This is a genomic window from Enterobacter sp. BNK-22 (assembly GCF_048684805.1).
In the GTDB taxonomy this organism is placed as follows: domain Bacteria; phylum Pseudomonadota; class Gammaproteobacteria; order Enterobacterales; family Enterobacteriaceae; genus Enterobacter; species Enterobacter quasiroggenkampii.
Genome location: NZ_JBLQTT010000001.1, coordinates 2828497 through 2846598, shown reverse-complemented (window position 1 = coordinate 2846598; position 18102 = coordinate 2828497). Strand labels below are relative to the sequence as shown.

The window sequence follows — 18102 nt, the reverse complement described above, 5'->3', positions numbered from 1 at the left end:
ATCATAATGGGCGCAATCGATGGCGTCTATGATCTCATCAGGGTGAAATTAAAATTTTTTTTATCATTCCCCCTTGATGGATGCCGTCGCGACCCCATCTTGTAGTCAACCGCAGTGTGTGGACCTGAAAAAAATCAAATCTGGGCAGTTGAAAAAGCACGTTCTGCCCTTATTACAGGTACACAACCACATGTTGACTGAATTTTTAGTGGAGACGTTTAGATGGGTAAAATTATTGGTATCGACCTGGGTACAACCAACTCTTGTGTAGCGATTATGGATGGCACTACTGCACGCGTGCTGGAGAACGCCGAGGGCGATCGCACCACGCCTTCTATCATTGCTTATACCCAGGATGGTGAAACTCTGGTTGGTCAGCCGGCTAAACGTCAGGCAGTGACAAACCCGCAAAACACCCTGTTTGCGATTAAACGCCTGATCGGCCGCCGCTTCCAGGACGAAGAAGTTCAGCGTGACGTTTCCATCATGCCTTACAAAATCATCGCAGCAGATAACGGCGATGCATGGCTTGATGTGAAAGGCACCAAAACGGCACCACCGCAGATTTCTGCTGAAGTGCTGAAAAAAATGAAGAAAACCGCTGAAGATTACCTGGGCGAACCGGTAACGGAAGCTGTTATCACCGTTCCTGCCTACTTCAACGATGCTCAGCGTCAGGCAACCAAAGATGCTGGCCGTATCGCAGGTCTGGAAGTAAAACGTATCATCAACGAACCAACCGCGGCTGCTCTGGCTTACGGTCTGGATAAAGAAGTCGGCAACCGTACTATCGCGGTTTACGACCTGGGTGGTGGTACCTTCGATATCTCTATTATCGAAATCGACGAAGTTGACGGCGAAAAAACCTTCGAAGTTCTGGCAACCAACGGTGATACCCACCTGGGTGGTGAAGACTTCGATACCCGTCTGATCAACTACCTCGTTGACGAATTCAAGAAAGATCAGGGCATTGACCTGCGTAACGACCCGCTGGCTATGCAGCGCCTGAAAGAAGCCGCTGAGAAAGCGAAGATCGAGCTGTCTTCCGCTCAGCAGACCGACGTGAACCTGCCGTACATCACCGCAGACGCGACCGGTCCTAAACACATGAACATCAAAGTGACCCGTGCGAAACTGGAAAGCCTGGTAGAAGACCTGGTGAACCGTTCTATCGAGCCACTGAAAGTTGCTCTGCAGGACGCTGGCTTGTCCGTGTCTGATATCAACGACGTTATCCTCGTTGGTGGCCAGACCCGTATGCCAATGGTGCAGAAGAAAGTGGCTGAGTTCTTTGGTAAAGAGCCACGTAAAGACGTTAACCCGGACGAAGCGGTGGCAATTGGTGCAGCGGTTCAGGGTGGCGTACTGACCGGTGAAGTGAAAGACGTACTGCTGCTGGACGTTACCCCGCTGTCTCTGGGTATCGAAACCATGGGCGGTGTGATGACTGCGCTCATCAACAAAAACACCACCATCCCAACCAAGCACAGCCAGGTGTTCTCTACCGCTGAAGACAACCAGTCTGCGGTAACCATCCATGTGCTGCAGGGCGAGCGTAAGCGTGCGGCGGATAACAAATCTCTGGGTCAGTTCAACCTGGACGGTATTAACCCGGCACCGCGCGGCATGCCACAGATCGAAGTCACCTTCGACATCGATGCTGACGGTATCCTGCACGTGTCTGCGAAAGACAAAAACAGCGGTAAAGAGCAGAAGATCACCATCAAGGCATCTTCTGGCCTGAACGAAGCAGAAATCGAAAAAATGGTTCGCGATGCCGAAGCTAACGCGGAATCCGACCGTAAGTTCGAAGAGCTGGTTCAGACCCGTAACCAGGGTGACCATCTGCTGCACAGCACCCGTAAGCAGGTTGAAGAAGCCGGCGATAAGCTGCCAGCGGAAGACAAAACTGCTATCGAAACTGCACTGAGCGCGCTGGAAACGTCTCTGAAAGGCGAAGACAAAGCGGACATCGAAGCGAAGATGCAGGAGCTGGCACAGGCTTCCCAGAAGCTGATGGAAATCGCTCAGCAGCAGCACGCTCAACAGCAGGCGGGCGCTGACGCTTCTGCGAACAACGCGAAAGACGACGACGTTGTCGACGCTGAGTTCGAAGAAGTTAAAGACAAAAAATAATCGCCCTGATGCAGGGTAATTAATCGGCACGGGCGTAGGAGAACTCTCCACGCCCGTGCTCGCATGTTAAGGGGCTTAAAAAAACCAATGGCAAAGCAAGACTATTACGAGATTTTAGGCGTTCCGAAAACTGCGGAAGAGCGTGAAATCAAAAAGGCGTATAAGCGCCTGGCCATGAAATTCCACCCGGACCGTAATCAGGGTGACAAAGAGGCTGAAGCAAAATTTAAAGAGATCAAAGAAGCCTATGAAGTCCTGACCGATGCACAAAAACGTGCGGCCTATGACCAGTACGGTCACGCAGCCTTTGAACAGGGCGGCATGGGCGGCGGTGGATTCGGTGGCGGCGGCTTTGGCGGCGGCGCTGACTTCAGCGATATCTTTGGCGATGTGTTTGGCGACATCTTCGGCGGCGGTCGTGGTCGTCAGCGCGCGGCGCGCGGCGCGGATCTGCGCTACAACATGGATCTGACGCTGGAAGAGGCCGTTCGCGGCGTCACCAAAGAGATCCGTATTCCGACGCTGGAAGAGTGTGACGTCTGCCACGGCAGCGGCGCGAAAGCGGGTACGCAGCCGCAGACCTGTCCAACCTGTCACGGCTCCGGCCAGGTGCAGATGCGTCAGGGCTTCTTCGCGGTACAGCAGGCCTGTCCGCACTGTCATGGTCGCGGTACGCTGATTAAAGATCCGTGCACCAAGTGCCACGGCCACGGTCGCGTTGAGAAAACCAAGACCCTGTCCGTTAAGATCCCAGCTGGCGTCGATACGGGCGACCGCATCCGTCTGGCGGGCGAAGGTGAAGCAGGCGAACACGGCGCACCGGCAGGCGATCTGTACGTACAGGTGCAGGTGAAACAGCACGCGATTTTCGAGCGTGAAGGGAATAACCTGTACTGTGAAGTGCCGATCAACTTCGCGATGGCGGCACTCGGTGGCGAAATTGAAGTACCGACGCTGGATGGTCGCGTCAATCTGAAGATCCCGGGCGAGACCCAGACCGGCAAGCTGTTCCGCATGCGCGGTAAAGGCGTTAAATCCGTTCGTGGTGGTGCGCAGGGCGACCTGCTTTGCCGCGTCGTCGTGGAAACGCCGGTTGGCCTGAACGACAAGCAGAAACAGCTGCTGAAAGAGTTGCAGGAGAGCTTCGGTGGCCCGACGGGTGAGAAAAACAGCCCGCGTTCCAAAAGCTTCTTCGATGGCGTCAAAAAATTCTTCGATGATTTGACCCGCTAATCGATCAGCTGGTTTTCATCCGCAAAAGCCCGGAAGCGATTCCGGGCTTTTTCTTTTTATCGGTATTGCTCGGTTAAACTGAATCTATACTCAATATTAATCTGTTTTCGCCGAGTTATCTGGCTTGGTATTATGGTTTTATCGAGGTATTGTTGTAAAAGAGAGAACTAAAGTGAAATTACTACACCGTTTCTTTAGCAGTGAGGCATCCGGCGGCGTGATCCTGATTATGGCTGCTGCGGCCGCGATGGTACTGGCCAACGTCGGAATGACCCGCGATCTGTATCATGCTTTTCTGGAAACGCCCGTTGAGCTGAAGGTCGGGGCGCTGGAAATCAACAAGAACATGCTGCTGTGGATCAACGATGCGCTGATGGCGGTGTTCTTCCTGCTTGTGGGGCTTGAGGTTAAGCGTGAGCTGGTGCTGGGTTCGCTTGCCAGCCGCCAGCGTGCGGCGTTCCCGGTCATTGCTGCGCTCGGCGGGATGGTGGTGCCGGCGCTGCTCTTTCTGGCGTTCACCTGGCAGGATCCGATCGCACGTCACGGCTGGGCGATCCCGGCTGCGACGGATATCGCTTTTGCGCTCGGGGTGCTGGCCTTGCTGGGAAGCCGCGTGCCGGTAGCCCTGAAAATCTTCCTGATGGCGCTGGCGATTATTGATGACCTTGGCGCCATTGTGATTATCGCGCTGTTCTACACCAGCGATCTGTCGATCCTGTCCCTGAGCGTGGCTGCCGGGGCGATTGCGGTGCTGGCGCTGCTGAACATCTTTAATGTGCGCCGCATCGGTATCTACATCCTCGTGGGGATGGTGCTGTGGACGGCGGTGCTGAAATCGGGCGTGCATGCCACGCTGGCTGGGGTGATCGTCGGCTTCTTCGTGCCGCTGAAGCCGCAGGACGGCAAGTCGCCTGCCAAACAGCTGGAGCATGTGCTGCATCCGTGGGTCGCCTTTATGATCCTGCCGCTGTTTGCGTTTGCCAATGCGGGCGTTTCCCTCGGCGGGGTGACGCTGGACGGGCTAACGTCCGTGCTGCCGCTGGGCATTATTGCCGGGCTGTTTATCGGTAAGCCGCTGGGTATTAGTCTCTTCTGCTGGCTGGCGACGAAACTGAAGCTGGCGTCATTGCCGCACGGCACCACGTTTAAGCAGATTATGGCCGTCGGCGTGCTGTGTGGTATCGGGTTTACGATGTCGATCTTTATCTCGACGCTGGCGTTTGGCGCGCATGCGCCTGAGCTGATCGTCTGGGCGAAACTCGGCATTCTTATCGGGTCATTACTGGCCGCGGTAATCGGTTATACCTTGCTGAAGGTAAAATTGTCCGGACAGGCCGTCCAGGCATAACGGAACACCGGGAGGAGGCGAGCCTTCTCCCGATACACACTCAGGGAGAGAAGACGCGATGTCTCATTTGAATTACAACCATCTTTACTACTTCTGGCACGTCTATAAACAGGGATCGGTGGTCGGGGCAGCAGAGGCGCTCTACCTGACGCCGCAAACCATCACCGGGCAAATTAAGGCGCTGGAAGAGCGTTTGCAGGGCAAGCTGTTCAAGCGTAAGGGGCGCGGGATTGAACCCAGCGAACTGGGTGAACTGGTTTTCCGCTACGCGGACAAGATGTTCACCCTGAGCCAGGAGATGCTGGATATCGTCAACTACCGCAAAGAGTCGAACCTGCTCTTTGATGTTGGTGTGGCGGATGCGCTGTCCAAACGGCTGGTGAGCGGCGTGCTGGACGCAGCGGTGGTTGAAGATGAACAAATTCATCTTCGCTGCTTTGAATCCACTCACGAGATGCTGCTGGAACAGCTAAGCCAGCACAAGCTGGACATGATTATCTCGGACTGCCCGATTGACTCCACGCAGCAGGAAGGCTTGTTCTCGGTGAAGATTGGTGAATGCGGCGTGAGCTTCTGGTGCATTAATCCGCCGCCGGAGAAACCCTTCCCGGCCTGCCTGGAAGAGCGTCGCCTGCTGGTGCCGGGAAGGCGTTCCATGCTCGGACGCAAGCTGCTGAACTGGTTTAATTCCCAGGGGCTGAAGGTGGAAATCCTCGGTGAGTTCGACGATGCGGCGCTGATGAAAGCCTTTGGTGAAGCGCATAACGCCATCTTTGTTGCGCCGACGCTCTACGCGCACGATCTCTATTCGGATGACAAGATTACGGAGATAGGCAGAGTGGATAACGTGATGGAGGAGTATCACGCCATATTTGCCGAAAGAATGATTCAGCACCCCGCGGTACAGCGAATCTGTAACCGTGACTACTCGGCGCTGTTTACGCCACCGGCAATCTGAAGACATAAAAAAACCCGCGTTAAGCGGGTTCTTTTAAAACAAGCAACAACAAGCGGCGATTAAGCCAGTTTGTTGATCTGCGCGGTCAGGTTTGCTTTATGACGCGCTGCTTTGTTTTTGTGGATCAGACCTTTAGCAGCCTGACGATCCACGATTGGTTGCATTTCGTTAAATGCGTTCTGCGCAGCAGCTTTGTCGCCAGCTTCGATAGCTGCGTATACTTTCTTGATGAAGGTACGCATCATAGAGCGACGGCTTGCGTTGTGCTTACGAGCCTTCTCAGACTGTACGGCACGTTTCTTAGCTGATTTGATATTAGCCAAGGTCCAACTCCCAAATATGATCTATGTGGACAATTCAAAGGCCGAGGAATATGCCCTCTATACCTTCTTTTGTCAATGGATTTGTGCAAATAAGCGCCGTTAATGTGGCGACGCTACGTTACGTAGTGATGGCGCAGGATTCTACCAGCTTGTTGTTCGTGAATACAGCTTTTCGGCATAAAAATCGCAGTTCGCGAGCAGATTTTTTCGCTGCGAAAGGTCAGCCTGATGAAATCATTACGGCTTTCTGTTTTGCACGAACAATCGCCGGTTAACCTTAACCGCTGTACAAGGTATACTTTGGCGATTTTCACTGTTTTGAGCCAGACATGAAGCTGATACGCGGCATACATAATCTCAGCAGAGCCCCGCACGGGTGCGTGCTGACCATTGGTAATTTCGACGGCGTGCATCGTGGTCATCAGGCGCTGTTGCAGGGATTGCGTAAAGAAGGGGAGGCCCGCGGTCTGCCCGTTGTAGTGATGATTTTCGAACCGCAGCCGCTGGAGCTGTTCGCGGGCGATAAATCTCCCGCCCGTCTTACACGCCTGCGCGAGAAGTTGCGCTATCTGGCTGAGTCCGGTGTGGACTACGTATTGTGCGTACGTTTCGATCGCCGCTTTGCCGCGCTGACAGCACAAAATTTCGTCAGCGACCTGCTGGTTAAGCGTCTTGGCGTGCAGTTTCTTGCCGTGGGCGATGATTTCCGCTTTGGCGCTGGTCGTCAGGGCGATTTCTTGCTATTACAGAAGGCTGGTCTGGAGTACGGTTTTGACGTCACCAGCGCGATGACCTTCTGTGAAGGCGGCGTACGCGTCAGCAGCACGGCGGTACGCCGGGCACTGGCCGATGACGAACTGGATACGGCAGAAACCCTGCTGGGGCATCCGTTCACCATCTCTGGCCGCGTGGTCCATGGCGATGCGCTGGGCCGCACGATAGGTTTCCCGACGGCGAATATACCGCTGCGTCGTCAGGTTTCCCCGGTTAAAGGGGTCTATGCGGTAGAAGTGGCAGGACTGGGCGATAAACCGTTCTACGGCGTCGCCAATATTGGCACGCGTCCGACCGTCGCCGGTGTGCGTCAACAGCTAGAAGTGCACCTGCTGGACGTTGTAATGGACCTGTATGGTCGCCATATAGATGTAATACTGCGTAAAAAAATACGCAATGAGCAGCGATTTGGTTCGCTGGATGAACTCAAAGCGCAAATTGCGCGAGATGAATTGACGGCCCGCGAGTTTTTTGGGCTTTAGAACCGGCTTAACTGCCTACGTGATAAATACGGAACCGAGAATCTGATGAGTGACTATAAATCAACCCTGAATTTGCCGGAAACAGGGTTCCCGATGCGCGGCGATCTCGCCAAGCGCGAACCGGGAATGCTGGCGCGTTGGACTGATGATGACCTGTACGGCATCATTCGTGCAGCCAAAAAAGGCAAAAAAACCTTCATTCTGCATGATGGCCCTCCCTATGCGAATGGCAGCATTCATATTGGTCACTCGGTTAACAAGATTCTGAAAGACATTATCGTGAAGTCCAAAGGACTCGCGGGCTATGACTCGCCTTACGTTCCGGGCTGGGACTGCCACGGTCTGCCAATCGAGCTGAAAGTCGAGCAAGAGTTCGGCAAGCCAGGTGAGAAGTTCACCGCCGCCGAGTTCCGTGCGAAGTGCCGCGAATACGCAGCCACGCAGGTTGACGGTCAGCGTGCTGACTTCATCCGTCTGGGCGTACTGGGCGACTGGTCGCACCCGTACCTGACCATGGACTTCAAAACGGAAGCCAACATTATCCGTGCGCTGGGCAAAATCATCGGTAATGGCCACCTGCACAAAGGCGCTAAGCCGGTGCACTGGTGCGTGGACTGCCGTTCTGCGCTGGCAGAAGCGGAAGTGGAGTATTACGACAAAACCTCTCCGTCTATCGACGTGGCCTTCCACGCGGTGGATCAGGATGCGGTAAAAGCCAAATTTGGCGTCGCCTCGGTAAACGGCCCGATCTCTCTGGTGATCTGGACCACCACCCCGTGGACTCTGCCTGCCAACCGTGCGATCTCCCTGTCCGGTGAGTTCGAATACGCGCTGGTGCAGATTGACGGTCAGGCGGTTATCCTGGCGAAAGATCTGGTTGAGAGCGTGCTGAAGCGTGCGCATATCACTGACTACACCGTGCTGGGCACCGTGAAAGGTGACGCCCTGGAGCTGATGCGCTTCAAACACCCGTTCCTGGACTTCGACGTTCCGGCGATCCTCGGCGACCACGTGACGCTGGAAGCGGGTACCGGTGCGGTACATACCGCCGGTGGCCACGGTCCTGACGACTACAACATCAGCCTGAAGTACGGTCTGGAAATCGCTAACCCGGTTGGCCCGGACGGTTCTTACCTGCCTGGCACCTACCCGGCGCTGGACGGTATCAACGTCTTCAAAGCGAACGACATTATCGTCGACATGCTGCGCACCAGCGGCGCGCTGCTGCACGTTGAAAAAATGCAGCACAGCTATCCGTGCTGCTGGCGTCACAAGACCCCGATCATCTTCCGTGCGACCCCGCAGTGGTTCGTGAGCATGGATCAGAAGGGCCTGCGCGAGCAGTCTCTGAAAGAGATCAAAGGCGTGCAGTGGATCCCGGACTGGGGCCAGGCGCGTATCGAATCCATGGTGGCTAACCGTCCTGACTGGTGTATCTCCCGTCAGCGTACCTGGGGCGTGCCGATGTCGCTGTTCGTGCATAAAGAGACGCATGAGCTGCACCCGAACACCCTGGAACTGATGGAAGAAGTGGCGAAGCGCGTCGAAGTTGACGGCATTCAGGCGTGGTGGGATCTCGACGCCCGCGACATCCTGGGCGCTGATGCGGATAACTACGAGAAAGTGCCGGATACCCTGGACGTGTGGTTCGATTCCGGGTCTACCCACTCCTCCGTGGTTGACGTGCGTCCGGAGTTTGCCGGTCACGCTGCCGATATGTATCTGGAAGGGTCTGACCAACACCGCGGCTGGTTCATGTCATCTCTGATGATCTCTACCGCCATGAAGGGTAAAGCGCCTTACCGTCAGGTACTGACTCACGGCTTCACCGTGGATGGTCAGGGCCGTAAGATGTCCAAATCAATCGGTAACACCGTTTCTCCGCAGGATGTGATGAACAAGCTGGGCGCAGACATTCTGCGTCTGTGGGTGGCATCGACCGACTACACCGGCGAAATGGCGGTGTCTGACGAGATCCTGAAACGCGCTGCCGACAGCTATCGTCGTATCCGTAACACCGCGCGCTTCCTGCTGGCGAACCTGAACGGGTTCGATCCGGCAAAAGACATGGTGAAACCGGAAGAGATGGTCGTGCTGGACCGCTGGGCGGTAGGCTGCGCGAAAGCGGCGCAGGAAGATATCCTGAAGGCCTATGAGTCTTATGACTTCCACGAAGTGGTGCAGCGCCTGATGCGCTTCTGCTCCATTGAGATGGGCTCGTTCTACCTCGACATCATCAAAGACCGCCAGTACACCGCGAAAGCGGACAGCGTAGCGCGTCGTAGCTGCCAGACCGCACTGTTCCATATCGCAGAAGCGCTGGTACGCTGGATGGCGCCGATCATGTCCTTCACCGCGGATGAAATCTGGGGTTACCTGCCAGGCGACCGCGAGAAGTATGTCTTCACCGGCGAGTGGTACGAAGGTCTGTTCGATCTCTCCAGCACCGAAGCGATGAACGATGCCTTCTGGGACGAGCTGCTGAAAGTACGTGGCGAAGTGAACAAGGTTATCGAGCAGGCGCGTGCTGATAAGAAAGTCGGCGGCTCTCTGGAAGCGGCAGTGACCCTGTACGCGGAGCCAGAGCTGGCGGCGAAGCTGACGGCGCTGGGCGATGAATTACGATTTGTCCTGTTGACCTCCGGTGCGAAAGTTGCGGATTATGCCGAGGCTTCTGCTGATGCTCAGCAGAGCGAACTGCTCAAAGGACTGAAAGTCGCGCTGAGCAAAGCCGACGGTGAGAAATGCCCGCGCTGCTGGCATTACACCACCGATGTCGGTCAGGTGGCGGAACACGCAGACATTTGCGGACGCTGTGTAAGCAACGTCGCCGGTGACGGCGAAAAACGTAAGTTTGCCTGATGAGTAAAACTCTCTGTTCAACAGGACTGCGCTGGCTGTGGCTGGTTGTGGTGGTGCTGATTATTGATCTGGGCAGCAAATTCCTGATCCTCCAGAACTTTGCTCTGGGGGAGACGGTCCCGCTGTTCCCGTCGCTTAACCTGCACTACGCGCGCAACTACGGTGCGGCGTTCAGTTTCCTTGCTGACAGCGGTGGCTGGCAGCGCTGGTTCTTTGCGGGTATCGCTCTCGGTATCTGCGTGATCCTGGCGGTGCTGATGTACCGCTCGAAGGCAACGCAAAAGCTGAATAACATCGCCTACGCGCTGATCATTGGCGGCGCGCTGGGCAACCTGTTTGATCGCCTGTGGCACGGCTTTGTGGTCGATATGATCGACTTCTACGTCGGCGACTGGCACTTCGCGACCTTTAACCTCGCTGATAGCGCCATTTGCATCGGTGCGGCGTTAATCGTGCTGGAAGGCTTCTTGCCTAAACCCGCTGCGAAAGAGCAGGCGTAAGCATCAATGCCGGGTGGCGCTACGCTTACCCGGCCTACAGAATTTGTGGCTTCCCGTAGGCCCGGTAAGCGTAGCGCCACCGGGCAACAGGTGACCCAAAACAAGCGAGCAATTTGCATGTCTAAATCCGTACAGAGCAACAGCGCGGTTCTCGTTCACTTCACGCTGAAGCTGGATGATGGTTCAACGGCTGAGTCCACCCGCAATAACGGCAAACCGGCCCTGTTTCGTCTTGGCGATACCTCCCTGTCTGAAGGTCTTGAGCAGCAGCTTCTGGGCCTGAAAGAGGGCGAGAAAAAAGCCTTTTCGCTGGAGCCGGATGCGGCATTTGGCGTGCCAAGCCCGGACCTGATCCAGTATTTCTCGCGCCGCGAGTTTATGGACGCAGGTGAACCGGAAATCGGCGCGATTATGCTCTTTACCGCTATGGACGGCAGCGAAATGCCTGGCGTGATCCGCGAAATCAACGGCGACTCGATTACCGTTGACTTCAACCATCCGCTTGCCGGGCGTACCGTTCATTTTGATGTTGAAGTGCTGGAAATCGATCCGGCACTGGAGGCCTGAAATGCAGATCCTGTTGGCTAACCCGCGCGGCTTCTGCGCCGGTGTAGACCGCGCTATCAGCATTGTTGAAAACGCGCTGGAGATTTACGGCGCGCCGATTTATGTACGTCACGAAGTGGTGCATAACCGCTACGTGGTCGACAGCCTGCGCGAACGCGGTGCCATCTTTATCGAGCAGATCAGCGAAGTGCCGGACGGTGCGATCCTGATTTTCTCCGCGCACGGCGTCTCCCAGGCGGTCCGTAACGAAGCGAAAAGTCGCGATCTGACCGTCTTCGATGCCACCTGCCCATTGGTGACCAAGGTGCATATGGAAGTGGCGCGCGCCAGCCGCCGTGGTGAAGAGTCGATCCTGATTGGCCATGCCGGCCACCCGGAAGTCGAGGGCACCATGGGCCAGTACAGCAACCCTGAAGGGGGAATGTACCTGGTGGAGTCGCCTGAAGATGTCTTTACGCTGAACGTGAAAAACGAAGCGCGCCTGTCGTTTATGACCCAGACGACGCTCTCCGTCGACGATACCTCAGACGTGATTGACGCCCTGCGTCAGCGCTTCCCGAAAATCGTCGGGCCGCGCAAGGACGACATCTGCTACGCCACCACCAATCGTCAGGAAGCAGTGCGTGCGCTGGCTGAACAGGCGGACGTGGTGCTGGTGGTCGGCTCTAAGAACTCCTCCAACTCTAACCGTCTGGCTGAACTGGCACAGCGAATGGGGAAGGCGGCGTTCCTGATCGACGATGCCACGGATATTCAGGAAGCGTGGGTTAAAGACGCGGCCTGCGTAGGCGTGACGGCCGGGGCATCCGCGCCCGATATTCTGGTACAAAACGTCATTTCCCGTTTGCAGGAGCTGGGCGGCGGCGAAGCGGTGCCGCTGGAAGGACGCGAAGAGAACATTGTGTTCGAAGTGCCGAAAGAGCTGAGAATCGACGCCCGCGAAGTCGAATAGTCCCTTTTCTGATGAAAGGCCAGCACCTCCTGTGCTGGCCTTTTTTTTACCCGTTACTTTATCGTGACGACAAAATCATGTCTTTTACTGATATTTAAGTCGGTTTCACGTTAAATTCTAATTATTGGTGTTTTCAGTTGGCAGTGCTCAGAAAGGCTGGTTAATCTGAAAACGGTTTACATCATTTTAACGTAAGAGAATAACTATGCATGATGCACAGATCCGTGTCGCCATTGCGGGCGCGGGTGGACGTATGGGCCGTCAGCTGATTCAGGCGGCACTTCAGATGGATGGCGTAGCACTTGGCGCGGCGCTGGAGCGTGACGGTTCATCACTTCTGGGGACCGATGCTGGCGAGCTGGCGGGCGCGGGAAAGACCGGCGTCACCGTACAAAGCAGCCTGGACGCGGTTAAAGATGACTTCGATGTGTTCATCGATTTTACCCGCCCTGAAGGGACGCTCGCGCATCTGGCGTTTTGCCGTCAGCACGGCAAGGGGATGGTGATCGGCACCACCGGTTTTGACGATGCGGGTAAGCAGGCTATCCAGGATGCATCCAAAGAGATTGCGATTGTCTTCGCCGCAAACTTTAGCGTGGGCGTTAACGTCATGCTGAAGCTGCTGGAGAAGGCGGCGAAGGTGATGGGCAACTACACCGATATTGAGATTGTCGAAGCTCACCACCGCTATAAGGTTGATGCGCCATCAGGCACGGCGCTGGCAATGGGCGAAGCGATTGCTCATGCACTTGATAAAGATTTAAAAGACTGCGCGGTCTATGCCCGCGAAGGCCACACCGGGGAGCGCGTGCCGGGCACCATTGGTTTCGCAACCGTCCGGGCGGGTGACATCGTCGGTGAACATACCGCGATGTTCGCCGATATCGGCGAGCGCGTCGAGATTACGCATAAAGCGTCCAGCCGAATGACGTTTGCCAATGGTGCCGTTCGATCCGCCTTGTGGCTGAAAGAGAAGAAAAATGGTCTTTTTGATATGAGAGATGTGCTTGATCTCAACAATCTGTAAGCATTATTACCCATCGTGATGTGGTTATTGCAGTCGTAATTCCTTGATTGCATAGGGCAATAATTTATTGCCCTTTTATTTTATCTGTTTCGTGCTAATTTCGTTTATTTAGCCTTGAAAGTATATCTATTCCCCTTAATTATCGTTACTGAAATGTAAATTTTGACCATTTGGTCCACTTTTTGATGCTGTGCCGACTCATTTTTCATTAAAACAGGTGCGCAAGCGTTTTCCGCAGTGATTTACCTGATCTTTTTGTCGCTTAAGCTTCACTCACCTCGTCAGATACGCAAAAGACTAAACAAAATATCGGTTTTAAGTTGACTTTTACCCACCAAATCTCCAGAATGCCGCCGTTTGCCAAAAATCCGCTGGCAACACATTTGCATTGATCCATGACATGGTTATGAATTAATATGCAAATAAAGTGAGTGAATATTCTCTGGAGGGTGTTTTGATTAAGTCAGCGCTATTGGTTCTGGAAGACGGAACCCAGTTTATCGGTCGGGCCATAGGGGCAACGGGTTCGGCGGTTGGGGAAGTCGTTTTCAATACTTCAATGACCGGTTATCAAGAAATCCTCACTGATCCTTCCTATTCTCGCCAAATCGTTACTCTTACTTATCCTCATATCGGCAATGTCGGCACCAATGCGGCTGACGAAGAATCCTCTCAGGTACATGCGCAGGGCCTGGTCATTCGTGACCTGCCGCTGATTGCCAGCAACTTCCGCAATACCGAAGACCTCTCTTCTTACCTGAAGCGCCATAACATCGTGGCGATTGCCGATATCGATACCCGTAAGTTAACGCGTCTGCTGCGCGAGAAGGGTGCACAGAACGGCTGCATCATCGCGGGTGATAACCTCGATGCGACGCTGGCGCTGGAAAAAGCGAAAGCCTTCCCGGGCCTGAACGGCATGGACCTGGCGAAAGAAGTCACTACCGCAGAAGCCTACAGCTGGACTCAGGGTAGCTGGACGCTGGAAGGCGACCTGCCGGAAGCGAAAAAAGAGAGCGAGCTGCCGTTCCACGTGGTGGCCTACGATTTCGGCGCCAAGCGCAACATCCTGCGCATGCTGGTTGACCGCGGCTGCCGCCTGACGGTGGTGCCGGCACAAACGTCTGCTGAAGACGTACTGAAGATGAATCCGGACGGTATTTTCCTGTCCAACGGGCCTGGCGACCCGGCGCCGTGCGATTACGCCATCGCTGCCATCAAGTCCTTCCTGGAAACCGACATCCCGGTATTCGGCATCTGCCTCGGCCATCAGCTGCTGGCGCTGGCGAGCGGTGCGAACACCGTCAAAATGAAGTTCGGCCACCACGGTGGTAACCACCCGGTGAAAGATATCGATAACAATACGGTGATGATCACCGCGCAGAACCATGGCTTTGCCGTCGATGAGGCCTCAATGCCGGCTAACCTGCGCGTGACCCATAAGTCGCTGTTCGATGGCACCCTGCAGGGGATTCATCGTACCGATAAGCCAGCGTTCAGCTTCCAGGGGCATCCGGAAGCCAGCCCGGGCCCACACGACGCCGCGCCGCTGTTCGATCACTTCATCGAACTTATCGAGCAATACCGTAAGACCGCTAAATAATCAGGAGCCGAGAAGACAATGCCAAAACGTACAGACATAAAAAGCATCCTGATCCTTGGCGCTGGCCCGATCGTCATCGGCCAGGCCTGCGAATTCGACTACTCCGGCGCGCAGGCGTGTAAAGCCCTGCGTGAAGAGGGTTACCGCGTCATCCTGGTTAACTCTAACCCGGCTACCATCATGACCGACCCGGAAATGGCAGATGCGACCTACATCGAGCCGATTCACTGGGAAGTGGTGCGTAAAATCATCGAGAAAGAGCGTCCGGACGCGGTGCTGCCAACCATGGGCGGCCAGACGGCGCTGAACTGCGCGCTCGAGCTGGAGCGTCAGGGCGTGCTGGCCGAATTCGGCGTCACCATGATTGGTGCGACCGCCGACGCGATTGATAAAGCCGAAGACCGTCGCCGCTTCGACGTGGCGATGAAGAAAATCGGCCTCGACACCGCGCGCTCCGGTATCGCACACAACATGGAAGAAGCGCTGGCCGTTGCGGCTGACGTGGGCTATCCGTGCATCATCCGTCCATCGTTCACCATGGGCGGCACCGGCGGCGGTATCGCTTACAACCGTGAAGAGTTCGAAGAAATTTGCGAACGCGGTCTGGATCTCTCTCCAACCAAAGAGCTGCTGATTGATGAATCGCTGATTGGCTGGAAAGAGTACGAGATGGAAGTGGTGCGTGATAAAAACGACAACTGCATCATCGTCTGCTCCATCGAAAACTTCGATGCGATGGGTATCCACACCGGTGACTCCATCACCGTTGCGCCAGCCCAGACGCTGACCGACAAAGAGTACCAAATCATGCGTAACGCCTCGATGGCGGTACTGCGTGAAATCGGCGTGGAAACCGGTGGTTCAAACGTGCAGTTCTCCGTGAACCCGAAAACCGGCCGCCTGATTGTTATCGAAATGAACCCGCGCGTGTCCCGCTCCTCCGCGCTGGCCTCTAAAGCGACCGGCTTCCCGATTGCGAAAGTGGCGGCGAAACTGGCGGTGGGTTATACCCTCGACGAGCTGATGAACGACATCACCGGTGGCCGCACCCCTGCGTCCTTCGAGCCGTCCATCGACTACGTTGTGACCAAAATTCCACGCTTTAACTTCGAGAAATTTGCAGGCGCGAACGACCGTCTGACCACTCAGATGAAATCTGTCGGGGAAGTGATGGCGATTGGCCGTACGCAGCAGGAATCCCTGCAAAAAGCGCTGCGCGGTCTGGAAGTGGGCGCGACCGGTTTCGACCCGAAAGTGAGCCTGGACGACCCGGAAGCGCTGACCAAAATCCGCCGCGAGCTGAAAGACGCGGGTGCAGAGCGTATCTGGTACATCGCCGATGCCTTCCGTGCCGGTCTTTCCGTCGACGGCGTTTTCAACCTGACTAACATTGACCGCTGGTTCCTGGTGCAGATTGAAGAGCTGGTGCGTCTGGAAGAGAAAGTGGCCGAGCTGGGCATCAACGGCCTGGATGCTGACTTCCTGCGTGTGCTGAAGCGTAAAGGCTTCGCCGATGCGCGTCTGGCTAAGCTGGCGGGCGTGCGCGAAGCGGAAATCCGCAAGCTGCGTGACCAGTATGACCTGCACCCGGTCTACAAGCGCGTGGACACCTGCGCGGCTGAATTCTCGACCGACACCGCGTACATGTACTCCACCTATGAAGACGAGTGCGAAGCGAACCCATCCGTCGACCGCGACAAGATTATGGTGCTGGGCGGTGGTCCAAACCGTATCGGCCAGGGCATCGAGTTCGACTACTGCTGCGTACACGCCTCGCTGGCGCTGCGCGAAGACGGTTACGAGACCATCATGGTCAACTGTAACCCGGAAACCGTCTCCACCGACTACGACACCTCCGACCGCCTCTACTTCGAGCCGGTTACCCTGGAAGACGTGCTGGAAATCGTGCGCATCGAGAAGCCAAAAGGCGTTATCGTGCAGTATGGTGGCCAGACTCCGCTGAAGCTGGCGCGCGCGCTGGAAGCGGCAGGCGTACCGGTTATCGGTACCAGCCCGGATGCGATTGACCGTGCGGAAGACCGCGAGCGTTTCCAGCAGGCGGTTGACCGTCTGAAGCTGAAACAGCCGGCGAACGCCACGGTGACCGCCATCGAACAGGCCGTAGAGAAGGCGAAAGAGATTGGCTACCCGCTGGTGGTGCGTCCTTCCTACGTGCTGGGCGGCCGCGCGATGGAAATCGTCTACGACGAAGCCGACCTGCGTCGCTACTTCCAGACGGCGGTGAGCGTTTCCAACGATGCGCCAGTGCTGCTCGACCGCTTCCTCGACGATGCGGTAGAAGTGGACGTTGATGCCATCTGCGACGGCGAAATGGTGCTGATTGGCGGCATCATGGAGCATATCGAGCAGGCGGGCGTGCACTCCGGTGACTCTGCCTGTTCTCTGCCTGCGTACACCCTGAGCCAGGAAATTCAGGATGTGATGCGCCAGCAGGTGCAGAAGCTGGCCTTCGAGCTGCAGGTTCGCGGCCTGATGAACGTCCAGTTCGCGGTGAAAGATAACGAAGTCTACCTGATTGAAGTCAACCCGCGTGCGGCACGTACCGTACCGTTCGTCTCCAAAGCCACCGGTATTCCGCTGGCGAAAGTGGCGGCGCGCGTGATGGCAGGCCAGACGCTGGCACAGCAGGGCGTGACCAAAGAGATCATTCCACCGTACTACTCGGTGAAAGAAGTGGTGCTGCCGTTCAACAAATTCCCGGGCGTTGACCCACTGTTAGGGCCAGAAATGCGCTCAACCGGGGAAGTGATGGGCGTAGGCCGCACCTTCGCAGAAGCGTTCGCGAAGGCGCAGCTGGGCAGTAGCTCAACCATGAGAAAATCGGGCCGTGCGCTGCTCTCTGTTCGCGAAGGCGATAAAGAGCGCGTGGTTGACCTGGCCGCCAAGCTGCTGAAGCAGGGCTTTGAGCTGGACGCGACCCACGGTACGGCGATTGTGCTGGGTGAAGCGGGCATCAACCCGCGTCTGGTGAACAAGGTGCATGAAGGTCGTCCGCACATTCAGGATCGTATCAAGAATGGCGAATACACCTACATCATCAACACCACCGCAGGCCGCCAGGCGATTGAAGACTCCAAGCTGATTCGCCGCAGCGCGCTGCAGTACAAAGTGCACTACGACACCACCCTGAACGGCGGTTTCGCAACAGCCATGGCGCTGAACGCGGATGCCACCGAGAAGGTGATTTCGGTTCAGGAAATGCACGCGCAGATTAGCAAGTAATCTGCGTAGGCCCGGCAAGCGGTAGCGCCGCCGGGCAAATGGCGGGTGGCGCTTCGCTTACCCGCCCTGCTTTTTTCTTTATCCATCTTCAGAA

Annotated in this window: 13 protein-coding genes and 1 pseudogene; 13 read left to right on the top strand and 1 reads right to left on the bottom strand. The window is 55.9% G+C overall.

The window, feature by feature from the left end; all coding sequences use genetic code 11:
* The first annotated feature begins 222 nt into the window (after positions 1-222).
* From dnaK to nhaR, 4 genes are all read left to right on the top strand, one after another.
* Positions 223-2136, top strand: coding sequence for a molecular chaperone DnaK (gene dnaK, locus ACMGGE_RS13405; RefSeq protein ID WP_048028553.1), 1914 nt, complete (start codon positions 223-225; stop codon positions 2134-2136).
* An 87-nt stretch (positions 2137-2223) separates the two neighbouring features.
* A complete protein-coding gene (gene dnaJ, locus ACMGGE_RS13400) occupies positions 2224-3369 on the top strand; it encodes a molecular chaperone DnaJ (protein ID WP_008502040.1) in 1146 nt (381 codons plus the stop codon).
* A gap of 172 nt (positions 3370-3541) precedes the next feature.
* The gene (gene nhaA / locus ACMGGE_RS13395) at positions 3542-4717 is read left to right on the top strand and encodes a Na+/H+ antiporter NhaA (protein ID WP_047746184.1); all 1176 of its coding nucleotides are present in this window, start codon (positions 3542-3544) and stop codon (positions 4715-4717) included.
* Positions 4718-4775: 58 nt separating this feature from the next.
* On the top strand, positions 4776-5675 hold the full coding sequence (gene nhaR / locus ACMGGE_RS13390) for a transcriptional activator NhaR (RefSeq protein WP_032660752.1): 900 nt from the start codon (positions 4776-4778) through the stop codon (positions 5673-5675).
* A 59-nt stretch (positions 5676-5734) separates the two neighbouring features.
* Here the strand turns inward: nhaR and rpsT are convergent, their stop codons facing one another.
* Complete coding sequence (gene rpsT, locus ACMGGE_RS13385) at positions 5735-5998, bottom strand: 30S ribosomal protein S20 (RefSeq protein WP_003856458.1); 264 nt, start codon at positions 5996-5998, stop codon at positions 5735-5737.
* A 115-nt stretch (positions 5999-6113) separates the two neighbouring features.
* Here rpsT and ACMGGE_RS13380 point away from each other — a divergent pair.
* The 9 genes and pseudogenes from ACMGGE_RS13380 to carB form a co-directional block, all read left to right on the top strand.
* Positions 6114-6320: pseudogene (locus tag ACMGGE_RS13380) on the top strand (DUF2575 domain-containing protein); the annotation flags it as partial.
* A gap of 7 nt (positions 6321-6327) precedes the next feature.
* Positions 6328-7254, top strand: coding sequence for a bifunctional riboflavin kinase/FAD synthetase (gene ribF / locus ACMGGE_RS13375; protein ID WP_045907763.1), 927 nt, complete (start codon positions 6328-6330; stop codon positions 7252-7254).
* 45 nt (positions 7255-7299) lie between these two features.
* A complete protein-coding gene (gene ileS, locus ACMGGE_RS13370) occupies positions 7300-10116 on the top strand; it encodes an isoleucine--tRNA ligase (RefSeq protein ID WP_047746182.1) in 2817 nt (938 codons plus the stop codon).
* Positions 10116-10616, top strand: coding sequence for a signal peptidase II (gene lspA, locus ACMGGE_RS13365; protein WP_008502034.1), 501 nt, complete (start codon positions 10116-10118; stop codon positions 10614-10616). The genes ileS and lspA overlap by 1 nt, the downstream gene beginning before the upstream one ends.
* Before the next feature lie 117 nt (positions 10617-10733).
* Entirely contained in the window at positions 10734-11183 is a 450-nt protein-coding gene (gene fkpB / locus ACMGGE_RS13360; protein WP_003856450.1) for an FKBP-type peptidyl-prolyl cis-trans isomerase, read from the top strand.
* 1 nt (position 11184) lies between these two features.
* The gene (gene ispH, locus ACMGGE_RS13355) at positions 11185-12135 is read left to right on the top strand and encodes a 4-hydroxy-3-methylbut-2-enyl diphosphate reductase (RefSeq protein ID WP_045415580.1); all 951 of its coding nucleotides are present in this window, start codon (positions 11185-11187) and stop codon (positions 12133-12135) included.
* A 205-nt stretch (positions 12136-12340) separates the two neighbouring features.
* Positions 12341-13162, top strand: coding sequence for a 4-hydroxy-tetrahydrodipicolinate reductase (gene dapB / locus ACMGGE_RS13350; RefSeq protein WP_048028544.1), 822 nt, complete (start codon positions 12341-12343; stop codon positions 13160-13162).
* A 454-nt stretch (positions 13163-13616) separates the two neighbouring features.
* Positions 13617-14765 carry a glutamine-hydrolyzing carbamoyl-phosphate synthase small subunit gene (gene carA / locus ACMGGE_RS13345; protein ID WP_010427050.1) on the top strand — a complete coding sequence of 383 codons (1149 nt, stop codon included), beginning with the start codon at positions 13617-13619 and terminating at the stop codon, positions 14763-14765.
* A gap of 18 nt (positions 14766-14783) precedes the next feature.
* A complete protein-coding gene (gene carB / locus ACMGGE_RS13340; RefSeq protein ID WP_047072642.1) occupies positions 14784-18008 on the top strand; it encodes a carbamoyl-phosphate synthase large subunit in 3225 nt (1074 codons plus the stop codon).
* Positions 18009-18102 lie beyond the last annotated feature (94 nt).